10 protein-coding genes are annotated in these 18,300 nt (G+C 71.7%); 1 reads left to right on the top strand and 9 read right to left on the bottom strand.

Annotation, left to right across the window (positions count from 1 at the left end):
- Positions 1-178 precede the first annotated feature (178 nt).
- From ACZ7LB_RS23745 to ngcE, 7 genes are all read right to left on the bottom strand, one after another.
- A complete protein-coding gene (locus tag ACZ7LB_RS23745) occupies positions 179-1,558 on the bottom strand; it encodes a sugar ABC transporter permease (RefSeq protein ID WP_471470924.1) in 1,380 nt (459 codons plus the stop codon).
- Positions 1,555-2,346: an ATP-binding cassette domain-containing protein gene (locus ACZ7LB_RS23740; protein WP_471470923.1), complete on the bottom strand. Its 792-nt coding sequence runs from the start codon at positions 2,344-2,346 to the stop codon at positions 1,555-1,557. Before ACZ7LB_RS23740 ends, ACZ7LB_RS23745 begins: the two co-directional genes overlap by 4 nt.
- A gap of 219 nt (positions 2,347-2,565) precedes the next feature.
- A complete protein-coding gene (locus ACZ7LB_RS23735; RefSeq protein WP_471470922.1) occupies positions 2,566-3,669 on the bottom strand; it encodes a substrate-binding domain-containing protein in 1,104 nt (367 codons plus the stop codon).
- Between the two features lie 135 nt (positions 3,670-3,804).
- Positions 3,805-5,016, bottom strand: a complete 1,212-nt coding sequence (locus ACZ7LB_RS23730) for an ROK family transcriptional regulator (protein WP_471470920.1) — start codon at positions 5,014-5,016, stop codon at positions 3,805-3,807.
- Between the two features lie 287 nt (positions 5,017-5,303).
- Positions 5,304-6,227: a carbohydrate ABC transporter permease gene (locus ACZ7LB_RS23725; protein ID WP_471470918.1), complete on the bottom strand. Its 924-nt coding sequence runs from the start codon at positions 6,225-6,227 to the stop codon at positions 5,304-5,306.
- A 2-nt stretch (positions 6,228-6,229) separates the two neighbouring features.
- Positions 6,230-7,159 carry a carbohydrate ABC transporter permease gene (locus ACZ7LB_RS23720; protein ID WP_471470916.1) on the bottom strand — a complete coding sequence of 310 codons (930 nt, stop codon included), beginning with the start codon at positions 7,157-7,159 and terminating at the stop codon, positions 6,230-6,232.
- An 85-nt stretch (positions 7,160-7,244) separates the two neighbouring features.
- A complete protein-coding gene (gene ngcE / locus ACZ7LB_RS23715; RefSeq protein WP_471470914.1) occupies positions 7,245-8,705 on the bottom strand; it encodes an N-acetylglucosamine/diacetylchitobiose ABC transporter substrate-binding protein in 1,461 nt (486 codons plus the stop codon).
- Positions 8,706-10,535: 1,830 nt separating this feature from the next.
- Here ngcE and ACZ7LB_RS23710 point away from each other — a divergent pair.
- On the top strand, positions 10,536-11,753 hold the full coding sequence (locus tag ACZ7LB_RS23710) for an IS110 family RNA-guided transposase (RefSeq protein ID WP_471470912.1): 1,218 nt from the start codon (positions 10,536-10,538) through the stop codon (positions 11,751-11,753).
- 272 nt (positions 11,754-12,025) lie between these two features.
- Here ACZ7LB_RS23710 and ACZ7LB_RS23705 read toward each other — a convergent pair whose 3' ends face one another.
- Positions 12,026-12,400, bottom strand: coding sequence for a hypothetical protein (locus tag ACZ7LB_RS23705; RefSeq protein ID WP_471470911.1), 375 nt, complete (start codon positions 12,398-12,400; stop codon positions 12,026-12,028).
- Positions 12,397-18,177, bottom strand: coding sequence for a CHAT domain-containing protein (locus tag ACZ7LB_RS23700; RefSeq protein WP_471471040.1), 5,781 nt, complete (start codon positions 18,175-18,177; stop codon positions 12,397-12,399). The genes ACZ7LB_RS23705 and ACZ7LB_RS23700 overlap by 4 nt, the downstream gene beginning before the upstream one ends.
- Positions 18,178-18,300: the final 123 nt, after the last annotated feature.

Raw genomic sequence — 18,300 nt, 5'->3', positions numbered from 1 at the left:
GTGGGACCCGTGACCGCCGACGAGAACGGGTCCGCCCGTCCGCCCACCCACCGTGGGCGGACGGGCGGACCCGTCTCCGTCTTCCCCGCCGCGCGGGCGCCCGGCCCGGCCGCGACGCGCGCGAGGCCGGGCCGGGCCGGGCCGGAGGGGCGACGGACCGGACGGGCGCCGGGTCTGGTCAGGCGCGGCCGGCCGTCCGCTGCGTCCTGCGGGTGACCGCGTCGATCACGACGGTCGCCAGCAGCACCCCGCCGGTGATCATGTACTGGACCGGTGAGGCGATGCCCTCCAGGGCCAGGCCGTACTGGATCGAGACGATGACCATCACCCCGAGCAGCGCGTCCCAGGTGCGGCCCCGGCCGCCGAACAGCGACGTACCGCCGATCACGGCCGCGGCGATGACGTTCATCAGGAACTCCCCGGTGCCCGCGCCCTGGTTGGCGGCGGTGATCTTCGAGGCGGTGAAGAGGCCGCCGATCGCGGCGAAGGTCCCGGCGACCGCGAAGACCGAGACGCGCACCCACTCCACGTCGACACCGGCCCGGCGGGACGCCTCCACGCTGCCGCCGAGCGCGTGCACCCTGCGGCCGTAGGCGGTGCGGCGCAGCACGAAGTCGGTGAGCAGCAGGAAGCCGAGGAAGATCACCACGGCCAGGGGCAGCCCCTTGTACTGGTTGAAGACGTACGCCACGGCGAAGGCCAGGACGGCCAGCAGCGCCGTGCGGACGGCGGTCTCGGCCGGCGGCCGGGAGGGCAGCCCGGCGGCGGCCCGGCGGCGGTTGTCCAGGAAGGTGACCAGGAAGTACCCGGCGGTCACGGCGAGCGCCAGCCCGTAGGCGGCGGCCACGTCGCCGAAGTAGTGGCCGGTGAGCCCGGCGACCAGGCCCTCCGGATCCAGGTTGACGGTGCCGCTGCTGCCGAGGATCTGGAGCATGAAGCCCTGCCAGAACAACAGCCCGGCCAGGGTCACGGCGAAGGCCGGGACGCCGACCCTGGCGAAGAAGAAGCCGTGCAGGGCGCCGGCCGCGGTGCCGGTGAGCACGGCCAGCACCAGCGCGGGCGCCTCGGGCATCCCGTGGGTGACGCTCAGCACGGCGAAGGTGGCGCCCGCGACGCCGCTGACCGAGCCGACCGAGAGGTCGATCTCGCCGAGCAGCAGCACGAAGACGATGCCGACGGCGATCAGGCCGGTGCCGACCATGGCGACCGACATGTCGGAGAAGTTTCCGGCGGTGAGGAAGTTGCGGTTCAGGGCGGTGAAGACGGCCCAGATGACCAGCAGCCCCACGACGACCGGCAGCGAGCCCAGGTCTCCGGCCCGCATCCGACGGCCGAACTCGCCCAGGTAGCCCGCGAGTCCGCGCTCGCGCACCAGCAGCCGGGGGTCGGCGGGGGGCACCGTCGCGGGGGCGGTCCCGGGGTCCGGCGCGGGGGCCCCGGCGCCGGCGGTGGTCTCGGCGGGGGTGCCGGCGGGGGCGTCCGAGGGAGTTTCGGCGGAGGCGTCGGCGGGGGGCTCGGTCGGGGTGCCGGCGGGGGTGCCGGTCCGGTCGGTGGTCATGTCCGTATCTCCCCGTGGCTGCGGGCCGCACGACGGGTCACGGCGTTGTCCGTGGCCCCGGTGATGGCGGAGACGATCTCTTCCTGCGAGGTCGCGCCGACCTCGAACACCCCGTTGTTGCGGCCCAGTCGCAGCACGGCGACCCGGTCGGCCACCGCCCGCACGTCGGCCATGTTGTGGCTGACGAGGAGGACCGCGTGACCGCGCTCGCGCAGCCGCTCGACGAGGTCGAGGACCTGCGCCGTCTGTTCGACGCCGAGGGCGGCGGTCGGCTCGTCGAGGATCACCAGCCGGGGCTCGCCCAGCAGCGACCGGGCGATGGCCACGACCTGGCGCTGGCCCCCGGAGAGGGCGGCGACCGGGACGCGCACGCTGGGGATGCGGATCGACAGCGTGTCCAGCAGTTCCCGGGAACGGCGCTCCATCTCCACCTCGTCCAGGAGGCCGCGTTTGCGCAACTCCCGTCCCAGGTACAGGTTTCCGACCACATCGATGTTGTCGCAGAGCGCGAGGTCCTGGTAGACGGTCGCGATGCCGAGGTCGCGGGCGTCGTGCGGTCTGCCGATCGTGACCCGTTCGCCCTCCCACTCGATGGAGCCCCCGTCGATGGGGTGCACACCGGCGATCGTCTTCACCAGCGTGGACTTCCCGGCGCCGTTGTCGCCGACCAGGGCGACCACTTCACCCGCGTGGACCTCCAACTCGACGTCGGTGAGCGCCTGGACGGCACCGAATCGCTTGGAGATCCCGCGCAACGCCAGCACGGGCGCAGCGGACACGTGAACCATCTCCTTCGCCGCCTGCTCGGCGGGAGGTCGCGGACGTTCGGGGGACGTTCCGTCCGGCGCCCCGCGGGGCGGCGTTCCGGACCGCCGGGGACGCGAGGGGCGGGCTCCGCCCCGCGGGGCCGTCGGAGCCGTCGGGACGCGGGGCGGGCCGGAGGGGACCGCGCGGGCCGCCCGGTCCGGCGTTCCCCCACGCACGGGGGCGGACCGGGTCGGGTCCGGCTACTTCAGGCCGATCCTGTCGCAGGCGGCCCGGTACCTGCCCGCGCAGATCTCGTCGAGGGTGTAGAAACCCTCCTTGACCACGGTGTCCTTGATGTTGTCCGCGGTCAGCGAGACGACCGGGACGAGGACCGTGGGCACGCCCTTGGTGGTGGCGCTGTCGGCGGTGCCCGTGGCGATGGAGTCCAGCGGCTTGCCCTGGGCGAGCGCGACGGCCATCTCGGCGGCGGCCTCCGCCTCCTGCGGGTAGGACTTGTAGACGCTCATGTACTGCTCACCGGCGACGATCCGCTGCACACCGGCGAGTTCGGCGTCCTGCCCGGTGACCGGGACGTCGGCGATCCCGGCGGCCTTCAGCGCGGTGATGACACCGCCCGCCATGCCGTCGTTGGCGGAGTAGACGCCGACGATGCCGTCCTTGCCGAGGGCGGAGATGGCGCCCTCCATGTTGGCGTTGGCGTTCTCCGGCTTCCACTCCTTGGTGTCGTACTCGCGGCCGATCGTCACCTTGCCGTCGAGCACGGCGTGGGCGCCCTCCTTGAACTGGGCGGCGTTCGGGTCGGTGGAGGAGCCGTTCATCATCACGATCCGGCCCCTCCCGGCCCTGTCGCCGAGCGCCTTCAGCAGGGCCTCGCCCTGCGTCCGGCCGACGGTGACGTTGTCGAAGGAGGTGTAGGCGTCGATCGGGCCCTCGGCCAGCCGGTCGTAGGCGACGACGTGGATGCCCGCGTCCTTGGCCTTCCTGACCGAACCGGCGATGGCCCTGGAGTCCACGGCGTCCACGACCAGGACGTCGACCTTGTTGGTGACCATGGTGTCGACCTGCTGCGCCTGGAGCGTGGCGTCCTGCTTGGCGTTGGAGTACACCACCGTGCCCTTGTTGTCCGTCAGCTCCTTGACCTTCTTCTCCACCAGGGGCTTGTCGAACTTCTCGTAGCGCGCGGTCTGGTTCTCCGGCAGCAGGAGGCCGATGGTGATCCGGCCGTCCGTACGCGAGGGGGCGTCGGACGTCTTCGCCCGGTCGCCGGACTCCTTGGCACTGCCGCAGGCGGCGAGTGAGACGGCCATGGCGGCGACGGCGACGGTGACAGCGGCACGACGCATGCGCGTGTTCACTTCCCTGACCTCCTGACGTGGCCGCGTCGTTGCGGCCGGTGGGGGTGCCCGGAAGTCAACTCGTCAGTAGCTTCGGCGTCAAGAAGTAAACACCGAACGGGACGGCGAGGTTCCCGGTGTTCCTCAAGTGAAGACCGGAGCCCCGGTGGGGACGGTTCCGGCCGCGGTTCCGTCCAGGAGCGTCGAGTCGCCCACCTCCCCGAGGGCCAGCGCCAGCGCCCCGAGCACCTCGGCCCGGCCGCCGAGCGCCCCCGGCAGCAGCGCGAGTTGACGCGCGGCGCTGGGGATGGCGTAGCGGCCGACGGATTCCCTGATCGGGCCGAGCACCAGTTCGCCCGCCTCCGCGAGGTCCCCGCCGAGCACCACCCGGCTGGGGTTGAGCAGGTTGCAGAGGCTCGCGACCCCGCTGCCGATGTGCCGGCCGACGTCCGCGATCACCCGGCGGCAGCCCGCGTCGCCGTCGCGGGCGAGGCGGACGACGTCCTCCATGGTCAGGTCGTCGCCGTGGCTCGGCCGCAGCAGCGGCAGCACGTAGCGGGCGGAGGCGAAGGTCTCCAGGCAGCCCCGGTTCCCGCAGCGGCAGACCGGGCCGGACTCGTCCAGGGTGATGTGCCCGATCTCCCCCGCCGTGCCGCCCGGCCCCCGGTAGATGGCGCCGTTGATGACCAGACCGGCGCCGACCCCGCTGGCCACCTTGATGTACGCCAGGTCCCGCACCCCCCGGCCGCTGCCCCAGACCAGCTCGCCCAGGGCCCCGAGGTTGGCGTCGTTGTCCACGTGCACCGGGACGCCGAGCCGTCCGCGCAGTTCCTCGGCCGGACGGGCGCCGCCCCAGCCCGGCAGTATGGCGGTCGATCCCAGGGTGCCGGACTCCACGTCGATCGGGCCGGGCACCCCGACGCCCACCCCGGCGATCTTGGACCGGTCGACCCCGGTGGCGTCGACCAGCCGGCCGATCAGCCGCTCGGCCCGGACGAGGCCCTGCGCGGCGGAGGAGTCGACGTCCAGCGGCTCGGCCTCCTCGGCCAGCACCTGGTGGGCGAGGTTGCCGAGGGCGACGCGCAGATGGGTGTGGCCGAAGTCGACCCCGACCACGATGCCGGCGTCACCGCTCAGCGAGACGTTGCGTGCCCGCCGCCCGCCGGCGGAGGTCGGGGTGACCTCGACGGTGCCGCGTTCCTTCAGTTCCCGGACGATGTTGGAGACGGTCGCGGCGGACAGCCCGGTGGTGCGCGCGATCTCCGCCTGGGTGAGGGAGCCCGCCAGCCGGACCGCCCGGACGACGCGTTCCAGGTTGGCTCGGTGCAGCGACGACTGCGACCCGGGAGTCTCCACGACGACCTCCTGCGCGGGACCGCTCCGACGGGTCCCGTCCTCTGTCAAACCAGTGAACCCCAAGCTGAGCCGTTCGGGTCGCCTTCCGTCAAGAGGTTGATCCACTCGCGGGTTCCCGCGCCACCCGGCCCCACACGCACGTCATGCCGCCCCCGGGGTTCCGGGGACGGCATGGGCGGGAGGTGCGGTGGGGCCGGGGGCCGCGGAGGCCGGGTCCCGTGCGGGGCGGCCGGGCGGCCGGACCCGTGCGGGGCGGCCGGGCTCCGTGCCGGGTCCCGGCGCGGGCGCTACTTCAGGGCGCCCGCGGTGAGGCCCTGGACGACCTGGCGCTGGAAGATGATGTACGCGGCCAGCACCGGCAGCATCGCCATCACCAGTCCGGCGAACAGTCCGCCCCAGTCGCCCTTGTAGCCCTGGCTGACCGCGAGCTGGACCAGGCCCTGGGTCAGGACGTGCTTGTCCGGCTCGGTGTTCAGCACGGTGGGCAGCATGTACTGGTTCCACTGGCCCAGGAAGTTGAAGATGCCGACGCTGATCAGGCCGGGCTTGGCCATCGGCAGCATCACCTGGAAGAACGTCCGGGTGTGCGAGGCGCCGTCGACGAACGCCGCCTCCGCGACCGAACTGGGCAGGCTCCGGAAGAACCCGGTGAGGAAGAACACCGTGAACGGGAGCGAGTAGGCGATGTAGACGAGGATCAGGCCGTGGATGGTGTTCAGCAGCCCCATGCCGTCCACGACGTAGAACAGCGGCACCAGCGCCAGCATGATCGGGAAGCTCATGCCGCCGATGAACAGGTAGTAGATGAAGCGGTTGCCCGGGAACTCGAACCGGGCGAGCACATAGGCCGCCATGGAGCCGAGCACCAGGGTGCCGACCAGCGAACCGGCCACCACCAGGATGGTGTTGAGGAAGTACTCGCTCATATGGGCCTGGGACCAGGCCCGCGACCAGTTCTCGAAGTGCAGCCGGTCCGGCAGCGACCAGGGCGAGCCCATGATCGAACCGTCGTCCTTGAAGGAGGTCATCACCGCCCAGACCAGCGGCATGCCGACCATGATGGCCCAGATGACCAGCACCCCGTGGGAGAAGACGTTGAGGACGCTGCCCTCGCTCTTCTGCTTCGGGGCGGGGGCGCCGGGCGCCGGGATGCTGCGGGCGGGCGCACCGGGCTCGGCCGGTACGGGGGCGGGGGTCTCGGTCGTCTTCATGGTCAGAACTCCAGCCGCTCGCGCCGGCCCAGCCGCATCACGATGGCGGCGAAGGCCAGGGTGACGACGAGCAGGGCGACGCCGATCGTGGTGGCGTAGGCGGCCTGACCGTCACGGAACGCCTTCTGGTACACGTACAGGACCATGACGGTGGTCGAGTAGTCGGGTCCGCCGGGGCCCATCGTCATGATCTGCACGACGGCGAAGGACTCGGCACCGAGCGCGAGGATCCCCATGTAGACCCAGCCGGACTGCACGGTGTCCCAGAGCAGCGGCAGGGTGATCTTGAAGAAGGTCTCGGCCCGGCTCGCGCCGTCCAGCAGCGCCGCCTCGTACAGCTCCGCCGGGATGGAGGCCATGCCCGCGGAGAACAGCACCACGAAGAAGCCGACGGTGGACCAGACCAGCACCAGCATGACGCACCAGAGCGCCAGCTTCGGGCTGCCCAGCCAGTCCGGCAGGCTGTCCGGGCTCACTCCGGCTCCCCGCAGGGCGGAGTTGAGCGCGCCGCCGTTCGGGTTGTAGGCGAACTGGAACAGCAGGGCGACGATCGCGATGGAGAGCACCTGCGGGAAGAAGTACACGATCTTGTAGAAGCCGGAGCCCCGGACACCGGTGATCGCCGGTCCGCCGCGGCGGCGACGGCCGCCCACGTTGATCATGTAGGAGAGGAAGAGCGCCAGGCCGAGGGTCACCAGCGGCACCAGCAGGGCGAACATCACGCTGTGCTGCAACGACTTCCAGAAGATGGAGTCGTCGAACATCCGTGAGTAGTTGTCGAATCCGACCATGCGGAACTCGGGACTGAGCCCCGTCCAGTCCGTGAACGAGTAGTAGATGGACTGGATGAACGGCCAGATGACGAAAAGCGCGTACAGCCCCAGGGGTACCGCCAGGAACCCCACGATGAACCGGTACTTGCCGTGCTGCATTGCTACCGACCCCGATCTGCGCGCGGGTGGCGCCGCCGCGGCCCGGCCGGCCGGTGAGGGACGGCCGGGCCGCGGTGACGCGTGCTCACTGGTGCTTGTAGTGCTTGATCGAATCGTCCTTGGCCGCCTCGTCGGCGAACTTCTGGATCTTCTTGATGGTCTCGGCCGGGGTGAGGCGGCCGGCCATCATCTCGCCCAGACAGGCGGTGCCGATCTTCTCCTTCTGGAGCTGCACGTACCAGTCCTGCATCCGCGGGTTGACCACGTTGGTCTTGGCCAGTTCCAGGGCCTCGACACCGGACTTGAGGCCCGGGGTCAGCTCGATGCCCTCGGTGGCCTCCTTGCCGTTCAGCGCGGTCAGCGACTTCACCTTGGCGGTGAAGCTCTTGGAGGACTCACGGCTGAGCATGATGCGCAACTGCTCCATGCCGCCGGGGGCGTTGGCCGCCTTGGCGGGCACGATGAAGGGCTCGCCGCCGGAGGCCCAGATGGTGCCGAACGGCATCTTGTCGCTGGAGTCGATGCCGGGCGGGGCCGACACCGCGAGGTCGAAGTCGGCGGGCATGACGTTCGCCGACTCGTTCTCGACCCAGGAGCCGTTCGGGATGAACAGCGCCTGGCCCTTGGCCCACGCGGTCTGCGACTGGATGTGGTCCAGGCCGGGGGTGCCCCTGAGGATGTGGCCGTCCTTGTAGAGCTGGTACCAGGCGTCGAAGACCGTCTTGACCGCCGGGTGCTTCCAGGCGTTCGGCTCCAGGTTGTCGATCGCGTCCAGCACCTCGACGCCGCCGACCTTGGCGATCATCGGGGAGAGCGAGAAGGGGATGTAGTACGGGTACTTGCCGGCGTAGGTCCAGCCGGCCATGCCCTTCTTCTTCGCCTTCTTGCAGACGGCGATCATGTCGTCCCAGTTCTGGGGGTACTCGGTGTCGAGCGAGTCCAGGGCCTTCTGGGAGTACCAGTTGCCGTACACCGTGTAGGCGTAGTAGAGGATCCAGACCTTCTCGCCGTCGAACTGGCCCATCTCGACGATGCCGGGGCGCAGTGTGTCCCGGACCGTCTTGCTGGGGTCGTCGATGGACGGGGCGTCCAGCAGCGGGGTGAGGTCGGCGAGCTGGTTCTTGCCGACCAGGACGCCCATGTCCATCTGCTCGGCACCGGAGTTGTCGATCAGGTCCGGCGGGTTGCCGCCGTTGAAGCGCGGCTGCAGCGTCGACTGGATCTTCTGGGTGGGGGTGAACTTCACCGTGGCCTTGGGGTAGGCCTTCTTGTAGATCTTGATGGCGTCCTCGGCGTACTCCTTGCCGAAGCCGCCGTCGAACAGGACGAAGTCCAGCTTGGCGCTCTCGTTCACCGCCAGCGGGTTCTTTTCGGACTTCTCGCCCGCCTCGGCCTTCTTCTGGTCGCTTCCGCCGCTGCTCGCACAGGCGGACAGGAAGCCCATGGCCGGTACGGAGACCAGACCGAGTGCGGCGGACCGCTTGATCAGATCGCGGCGGCCGACGCCGGCTCCGTTGTACTCGGCAGGTGTGGGATCGATCCCCATGCTCAAGTCCTCGCCTTCTCCAGGACTCAGGCGGTGTACCGGAGATCCTCCCGGGCACCGCGATCGGGTCACGCTGGGTCATGCAGGAAGTGCTGGTGCTGCTGAATCGGGTGCGCTTGCGGTTCCCCCCGCGATGCCCCGGTGGCCGACAGGTATAGTCCACTTCCCGCTGGCGGAGCAAGATCGAAAGCAAGGTTGCCGGTACGTCTTTTCCGAGTTGAGACCTGGCGGAAATATGAACGAGGGCGGAACCGACTGGGGGAAAATCCACTCCACCCACCCCCCGGCTCGACGCCTCACACACTTGCTACCGACGGTCACACCAGACCTGAACGGGACCTTCACGAGGTGTTCGACAACGTTGTCCCCATGTACGCGGAGTGAGCGCTTCCGGGTGGGCCGGGGTGGCCCCGGAGGGGTCCGGCGGGCCCTCCCGGCGGGCTCCCGGCCTGCTGGCGCCCCCTTTCCCCGGAACGCCGGAGAGGGCGGCGGGGCGGGCCCCGCCCCGCCTCCCGAAGGGCGCCGGGACGGGGTGGCGCGCCCCCGGAACGGAGGCCGCGGAACCCCCGGCGAGCGGTGCGCCGGGCCCCGCCGGAAGGGCCCCTCACGCCCGGGAGAGGGGCCGCTCCGGGGCTCGGAGGGGGTGCCGGATGCCTGGTTCACATCTCTTGGCGCGGCCGGAATGGCCCTCTTGACGACTGAAAACGATCGAATCTCGCCACTTCCTGACTGATCTTGGTCGTGTCGCGTGGGGGAGCGGGGCACTTCGATACAAAGCCGATGGCTTCCCGATGCCTCTTCGATGGGTATTCGATGGCTGTTCTCCACGGCTCCGGGGCGTCTTCGGGTGGCCTTCGGGGGCGATTCGGGGGGGGTGCTCCGTGGGCCCGGGGGGCTGTTGGAGGTGCCTCCGAGGGGCGCTCGGCCGCTTCTCCGGGGCGGTGCGGGGCCCTACGGGGTACCGCCGAGCGCCGGTTCGGGTTGTGCCGAGGGGCCGGTTCGGGACCTGCCGACGGGGCGGGGGCAGGGCCGGAGCGGGGGCGGGGCCGGGGCGGGCTTCGCGTCGCGCACGGCGAGAGCCTGACACGAGGCTCCGAGAAGCACTCCGTGGTGCCTTCAAGGGGCCCTTGGGGAGGGCCCGATGCGCGGCGCCGGGGTGTGGCGCCGGGCGGCGAACGCGGGTTCCGGAGCCGGGGTGGACCCGGGGCGCACCCCGGGACGGCGCGCGGCCCCGGGGCGCGCGGGCAGCCACAGGCGGCCGATGGCGGACGTGGGGCGGCGCACGGCCCCGGGGGAGGCGGCGCTCTGCCGAGGGCGGCACTGGCGCGCTAGGAGAGGCTCAACGGGCCGATGCGGCAGGGGCAGTGGGGCGGTTCGGGTGGCGGCCGGCCGGGGGACCGGAGGGTGGCGGCGGGCCTGCGGGTCGGAGCCTGGCGGCGGGCCGAGCGCGTTCGGTGGGGCGCCACGGCCGGAGAGGCAACCCGCCGCGCCCGGTGAGCCATTGGGGGCATCTCTTCGGGCGGGCGCCAGGACCCTCGGACGAGCGGGGCCCGGCAGGATGCCCCGCCCCCGTTATGTTTTTCGCGGTCCTGCAATGGGGCCGCTGGCCTCCGGGTCCGGTATGACTTTTGCCCCCTGTCGAAGGGATGACCTGGGGGGTGGTGTCGCCGGGCCCGGGAAGTGTCGTCGGAGACGCTGATCAGAGGTCCGGCCACCGTCCGGTCCGGCGCAATGCCGGGCGGTTCGCGGGCGGCAGGTCTGCATGACGTGCATGCGCGAGCACGACACCACTGCCGGGGCCGGCACGCACAACTCGCCTGGAGAGGCGCGATGTTCGAGATCGAAGACGTGGGCGTGTTCCTGGGCCTGGACGTCGGCAGGACCACTCACCACGGCCACGGACTCACCCCTGGCGGGAAGAAGGTCTTCGACAAGCCCCTGCCCAACAGCGAGCCCAAACTGCGGGCCGTGTTCGACCGGCTGGCCGCGAAGTTCGGCACCGTCCTGGTCATCGTGGACCAGCCCGCCTCCATCGGCGCCCTCCCGCTGACCGTCGCCCGCGACGCGGGCTGCCGCGTCGCCTACCTGCCCGGACTTGCCATGCGGCGGATCGCCGACCTCTACCCCGGCGAGGCCAAGACCGACGCGAAGGACGCCGCCGTGATCGCGGACGCGGCCCGCACCATGCCGCACACCCTGCGTTCGCTGGAACTGGCCGACGAGATCACCGCCGAACTGACCGTGCTGGCCGGCTTCGACCAGGACCTCGCCGCCGAGGCCACCCGCACGTCCAACCGGATACGCGGTCTGCTCACCCAGTTCCACCCCAGCCTGGAACGCGTCCTCGGCCCGCGCCTGGACCACCAGGCCGTCACCTGGCTGCTGGAGCGCCACGGCTCCCCGGCCGCCCTGCGCAGAGCCGGACGCCGCAGACTCGTCGAACTGATCCGGCCCAAAGGCCCGCGCATGGCCCAGCGGCTGGTCGACGACGTCTTCGACTCGCTCGACGAGCAGACCGTCGTGGTCCCGGGCACCGGCACCCTGGACATCGTCGTCCCCTTTCTGACCGCTTCGCTCGCCGCCGTGCACACCCAGCGCCGGGCCATGGAAGCCCGGATCAATGCCCTGCTGGAGGCCCACCCTCTTTCCCCGGTCCTGACATCGATGCCCGGCGTCGGCGTCAGGACCGCCGCCGTCCTGCTGGTCACCGTCGGCGACGTCACCGGCTTCCCCACCGCCGCCCACCTCGCCTCCTACGCCGGCCTCGCCCCCACCACCAGGCAGTCGGGCACCTCCATCCACGGCGAACACGCACCCCGGAGCGGCAACCGGCAGCTCAAACGCGCCATGTTCCTCTCCGCCTTCGCCTGCATGAACGCCGACCCCGCCTCCCGCACCTACTACGACAAGCAACGAGCCCGCGGCAAGACCCACACCCAGGCCCTCCTCCGCCTCGCCCGCCAGCGCATCAGCGTCCTGTTCGCCATGCTCCGAGACGGCACCTTCTACGAACCCCGCACACCGAAGGACGTCGCACTCGCCGCATAACCCCAGCAACACCGAACCACCCCAAACCCGACAGGGGCGCCTTGACGAACGACATAGAGGCACCCCCGAGGCCGCACGGTGGCGCGAGCCCGCCGACAAGCACATCGCGGACCTGACGTACGACAGCCCGATCCTCGCCAACCGCCGTGCCGCCCACGATCCCGCCCGCGCCCGCGCCTTGGCCCGGGCCCGCGAGGAGAGGGAGCAGCAGGCGAAAGACCCAAGGCAACTGCATCGGCCGGCCGCGGCCCCCGGGGGTCGGATCCCGGAGTTCAGTCCGCCGGGGGTTCGTCGGCGATGAGGTCAAGGAGCTGGTCGGCGGTGAGGGCGGCGAGGTCGACGGAGTGGTCCGCGCGCACGAGCCGTGCCGTCGTCTGCTCGGTGGAGAGCTGCCGGGCTCGTTCGATGAGTTCGCCGGCGCGGCGCCGCTTGCGGATACGATCGGCGATGTCTGCGACCGCGAGCACGGCAGAGGGAACGGACAGGAGCAGTGACGTCACCGCCACAAAGTCGACGCCCTTGGTGTCCGGGCGGGTCACCGTTGCGGCAGGCGGGAGGGCATGGGCCGGGTGGCCCCAGTCGGCGGTGACCGCCGCGATGCTCTCCCGGGCGGCGTCGGCCCCGGGGCCGGCAATCTCGATGATCATGATTCCTCGTCTTCGTCGTCGATGGTTTCCATGAGCTCGTCGGCCTGGGCCACGATGCCTGCTGCACCGATCACGGAAGCAGCGGCCCGGCACGTCCGGAGCACCTGTCGGGCCTGGGCGTGGACGCCTCTGGCCAGCAGGACCTGCCCCAGGCGGATCCCGACGACCGCGATGCCGTCAGCCCGTTGCAGTTGCTCGAAGAGCCGGAATGAGCGGACCAGCCTCGGCTCCGCTGCTTGACGATCCTGACGGCTCAGGTCGATCCGGGCAAGATCCCAGCTGGCTGCTGCGATGCCGTCGATATCGCCGAGCTGCTCGTTGACCTCCAGGCGCTTCAGCTGCAGTTCAACGGCCTCCTCGACCTCCCCGCGCCGCTCCAGGATGTCCGCGATCTGCCCCCGGGTGATCGCGGCGGAGCGGGTGTCGCCGATCCGCTCGTACTCCGGCAGTTCGATCTCGTTGCGGATCCGCAGTGCTTCCTCGACCTCCCCGCGCCGCTGCAGGACGTCCGCGATCTTCCCCCAGGTGACCGCAGCCTCGCGGGTGTCGCCGACCCGCTCGAAGGCCGGCAGTTCGATCTCGTTGCGGATCCGCAGTGCCTCCTCGACCTCCCCACGCTGCTGCAGGACGTCCGCGATCCGACCCCAGGTGACCGCGGCGGAGCGGGTGTCGCCGATCCGCTCGTACTCCGGCAGCTGGACCTCGTGGCGGATCCGCAGTGCTTCCTCGACCTCCCCGCGCTGCTGCAGGACGTCCGCGATCTTCCCCCAGGTGACCGCAGCGGAGCGGCTGTCGCCGATCCGCTCGTACTCCGGCAGTTCGATCTCGTGGCGGATCCGCAGCGCCTCCTCGACCTCCCCACGCTGCTCCAGGACGTCCGCGATCTTCCCCCAGGTGACCGCAGCGGAGCGGCTGTCGCCGATCCGCTCGTACTCCGGCAGCTGGACCTCGTGGCGGATCCGCAGCGCCTCCTCGACCTCCCCACGCTGCTCCAGGACGTCCGCGATCTTCCCCCAGGTGACCGCGGCGGAGCGGCTGTCGCCGACCCGCTCGAAGGCCGGCAGCTGGACCTCGTGGCGGATCCGCAGCGCCTCCTCGACCTCCCCGCGCCGCTGCAGGACGTCCGCGATCTTCCCCCAGGTGACCGCGGCGGAGCGGCTGTCGCCGATCCGCTCGTACTCCGGCAGTTCGATCTCGTTGCGGATCCGCAGTGCCTCCTCGACCTCCCCGCGCCGCTCCAGGATGTCCGCGATCTGCCCCCGGGTGATCGCGGCGGAGCGGGTGTCGCCGATCCGCTCGTACTCCGGCAGCTGGACCTCGTTGCGGATCCGCAGTGCCTCCTCGACCTCCCCGCGCTGCTGCAGGACGTCCGCGATCTTCCCCCAGGTGACCGCAGCCTCGCGGGTGTCGCCGACCCGCTCGTACTCCGGCAGCTGGACCTCGTGGCGGATCCGCAGTGCCTCCTCGACCTCCCCACGCTGCTGCAGGACGTCCGCGATCTTCCCCCAGGTGACCGCAGCCTCGCGGGTGTCGCCGACCCGCTCGAAGGCCGGCAGTTCGATCTCGTTGCGGATCCGCAGTGCCTCCTCGACCTCCCCACGCTGCTCCAGGATGTCCGCGATCCGACCCCAGGTGATCGCGGCGGAGCGGGTGTCGCCGACCCGCTCGAAGGCCGGCAGTTCGATCTCGTTGCGGATCCGCAGCGCCTCCTCGACCTCCCCACGCCGCTGCAGGACGTCCGCGATCTGCCCCCAGGTGACCGCGGCGGAGCGGCTGTCGCCGACCCGCTCGAAGGCCGGCAGCTGGACCTCGTGGCGGATCCGCAGCGCCTCCTCGACCTCCCCGCGCTGCTGCAGGACGTCCGCGATCTTCCCCCAGGTGACCGCGGCGGAGCGGCTGTCGCCGATCCGCTCGTACTCCGGCAGCTGGACCTCGTGGCGGATCCGCAGTGCTTCCTCGACCTCCCCGCGCTGCTGCAGGACGTCCGCGATCTTCCCCCAGGTGACCGCAGCCTCGCGGGTGTCGCCGACCCGCTCGAAGGCCGGCAGTTCGATCTCGTGGCGGATCCGCAGCGCCTCCTCGACCTCCCCACGCCGCTGCAGGACGTCCGCGATCTTCCCCCAGGTGACCGCGGCGGAGCGGGTGTCGCCGATCCGCTCGTACTCCGGCAGTTCGATCTCGTGGCGGATCCGCAGTGCCTCCTCGACCTCCCCGCGCCGCTCCAGGATGTCCGCGATCTTCCCCCGGGTGATCGCGGCGGAGCGGGTGTCGCCGATCCGCTCGTACTCCGGCAGCTGGATCTCGTTGCGGATCCGCAGTGCTTCCTCGACCTCCCCGCGCTGCTGCAGGACGTCCGCGATCTGCCCCCGGGTGGCCGCAGCCTCGCGGGTGTCGCCGATCCGCTCGAAGGCCGGCAGCTGGATCTCGTTGCGGATCCGCAGTGCTTCCTCGACCTCCCCGCGCTGCTGCAGGACGTCCGCGATCTTCCCCCAGGTGGCCGCGGCGGAGCGGGTGTCGCCGACCCGCTCGAAGGCCGGCAGCTGGACCTCGTGGCGGATCCGCAGTGCTTCCTCGACCTCCCCGCGCTGCTGCAGGACGTCCGCGATCTTCCCCCAGGTGACCGCGGCGGAGCGGCTGTCGCCGACCCGCTCGAAGGCCGGCAGCTGGACCTCGTGGCGGATCCGCAGCGCCTCCTCGACCTCCCCACGCTGCTCCAGGACGTCCGCGATCTTCCCCCAGGTGACCGCGGCGGAGCGGCTGTCGCCGACCCGCTCGAAGGCCGGCAGCTGGACCTCGTGGCGGATCCGCAGCGCCTCCTCGACCTCCCCACGCTGCTCCAGGACGTCCGCGATCTTCCCCCAGGTGACCGCGGCGGAGCGGCTGTCGCCGACCCGCTCGAAGGCCGGCAGCTGGACCTCGTGGCGGATCCGCAGCGCCTCCTCGACCTCCCCGCGCCGCTCCAGGATGTCCGCGATCCGACCCCAGGTGATCGCGGCGGAGCGGGTGTCGCCGAGGTCGGTGAACAGTCGCTGGGCCTGGTGGAGCAGAGTCTCGGCCTGTCCGGTTTCGCCGCGGGTGATCAGGCGGTTGGCGTGGTCGTAGAGGACTGCCGCGCGGTCTGCGGGGTCGGTGAGCTGCTGGTTGGTCCGGATCTGCTGGATGGCGCGGTGCAGGAGGGCGTCGGCTCGGTCGCCTTCGCCGCTGGTGACGGCCGCGTCGGCGACAGCGCGCAGCAGGGTGAGGGGGACCGGGTGGTGGTGGCGGTCGAGGAGGGCGATGGCGTGGTGGCCGAATTCGGCGGCGTCGGAGGCCGGGCCCTGGCGCAGGGCGTGTACGGCCGTGGCGGCGCAGTCGGCGGTGATGGCGGGGTGGTCGGCGTCCTGTGCGAGGCGGGTCAGCTGCAGGTCCAGGTCGCCGTCGCGGGGGGTTTTGGGTGTGGGTCCGCCCCATCGGGTGTGGAGCGGTTCGACGGCCAGGGTGGCCAGGGCGGTGCGTTCGTCGTGGCTGAGGGGGGTCAGGTGTCCGGTGGCCAGGGCGTTGACGGCCACGGCGGCCACGGGCCGGTGGTAGCCGTCCGGGTAGGCGTCCAGGAGGCCGAGGCCGCGCAGGCGGGAGGCCGATCCGCCGACCGCTTCGGCGAGGGTGTCGACGACGGGCTGCGGGACGGGGAGGGTGAACAGGGTGCAGGCGCGCAGCAGGTCGCGGTTGGCGGGGCCGGCCTGCTGGAGGAGGGTGTCCAGGGCCAGGTTCTCCAGGAACGCGGCGAGGTCGGGGTCGTGGGCCGGGTCGCCCTGGCTCAGGTAGGCCTCCATCGCGGTGATGGCGGCCTCGGCGCGGGCCGGGTCGACCTGTTCGCCGTAGACCAGGCGCAGTCCGATGAGGTCCTGCAGTCCGGGGTTGCCGCGGCTGACGTCCATGGCGCGGCGGGCCAGTTCGGTCCGGTGGGCCAGTTCGGTGTCCGGTACCCGGTTCTCGGTGGTGGCGAGTTCCTGCTGGCGGCGGCGGAGCTTGTGCCGGGCCGCTCCGTGGAGCGGTCGGAGCTGGACCGGTTCCAGGCGGTTCTCCAGGCCGTCGAGGCCGAAGGTGTAGCGGCTGGTGAGCAGGAGCCGGCTGTCGGTGGCGGCCGGGTCGAATGCGGCAAGGACGTCGGCAAGCATCTCGGCGGCCCCGGCATGGACCCGGTGCGGGCCGTCGGGGTCGTCGGCCAGGACCTGTTCGAGGTCGTCGATGATCAGCAGGAGGGGCCTGCGCCCGCCCTCCGCCTGGGCGCACGGCCCGGCCAGCAGGTCGATCATGAGCGCCCGGAAGAGGTCCGGATGCTCGCGGACGTCGGCGCGCCTGTCCTTGACGAGGTTGCGGGCGTCGGGAATCCGGGCGACGGCCTCCTCGACGGCGTCGAGGACCGCCGCCCGGGTGTAGTCGCCGAACACGACCGCGACGGCCCAGTCCGGGAGGCGGTCGGCGATCCGGGCGGCCAGGCTCGACTTGCCCAGCCTGCCCTGCCCGTGGAGCAGCACGCCCCCCTTGTGCCGGCCGCGCAGGGCGCGCAGCGCCTGCTGCAGTTCCGGGCGTCGGCCGACGAACATCCCCGCGGCGGCGACCGGCAGCTGGTGCTTGCGGTCCAGGAACCTCGTGGTCGCGTGGTGCGCGGGCACCATCTGGCGCTTGACGGTGCCCGCGACGAGCGGGCCGCCGCCCGCGGGCCCCAGCCACAGCCGTGCCAGGTGCCAGTCGGCGCGCACGTGCTCGTCGGGGCACTCCAGCAGGCGGAGGCGGGCAGCGGCCACGGCCCCGGCCACCGCGACCCGGCGGCTGAGCTGGACGTACAGGTGCTCGGCGAAGAGGGTGGCGGTCCGGTCGCCGACCGAACCGTCCCAGCCGATGACCGCGGGGATCCCGGCGGCCACCAGCTCCGTGGCCAGCGAGTGCGCCACCGCTGCCCCCGGCCCGGCGTCCGGGGCACCGCGGCGCCCGGCGCCCGCGGGAAGGTGCCCGGCCACGTCCGCACCGGTCGCCGTCAGGCAGGCCGACACGAACGCCAGCCGAGGCGGGGGCGTCAGCAGGCCCACCAGCTCCTTCGCGCTGGTCGGACGCCCGTCCCCCAGGTCGTCCTCCAGTAGCAGGACCGGTGTGGCAGGCGCCTCGGGGTCCTTGCGCCAGTTGTTCAGCCCATGGCACGACAGATGGACCACCGGCATCCCGCCCAGTTCCGACAGCCGCAGACCCAGCTGCTCAGGGTCGCCCGAGTCCTCGACGACCAGGTCCAGGCTCGTCTCCCCGACAGCCCCCAGGACCGCCAGCTCCTCTGCCTCGAAGTCCAGTTCGCTCTGTCCTCGGGGCGCTGAGGCCATGAACGCGACCCCGAGCCGCTTGTCGTCCAGGGATCGCGTCGGCCCCGGGCGGCCGAGCCTGCGCACCACCGCGAACTGCTCGGCCTCCTCGGCCAGGAACCCGCCCCCGGGTTCGGCAAGCAGTTCGAAGGGGGCCCGCAGCAGGGCCCACTCCACGGCCGAGGGCCGCTTCGGCGCGCGAACCTCGAACAGCAGCGGCACCGGGGCCTCCTCCCGTAACCGCGTCAACAGCTGTCGGTCCCCGTCCAGCCACCGGTACAACTCCCGCCCCAGCGTGAGCAGTGCCGGCCGCTGGGAGCCGCCGCGGACCGTGTCCACATACCGGCCCGCGACGGCGGTCAGCCACGCGACATCAGGGTCCTGGAGCAACCTCCGGGAACCGAGCCCATCACCGTCGACGACGAGCTCGAACCCGCCGGCCTCCACAGTCAACCCAGTAATCACACGCCCCCCCGACGTCACATCCAGAGTCCTGCACCAGGACCACATCCCCGTCCATGCTGCCCCCTCGGTGGACGAGTTGAGCGTCGAACGCGGCATCTATCGGTC

The sequence above is a fragment of the Streptomyces sp. NPDC107521 genome, from assembly GCF_055598485.1.
This window is presented reverse-complemented; position numbering and strand designations above follow the sequence as displayed.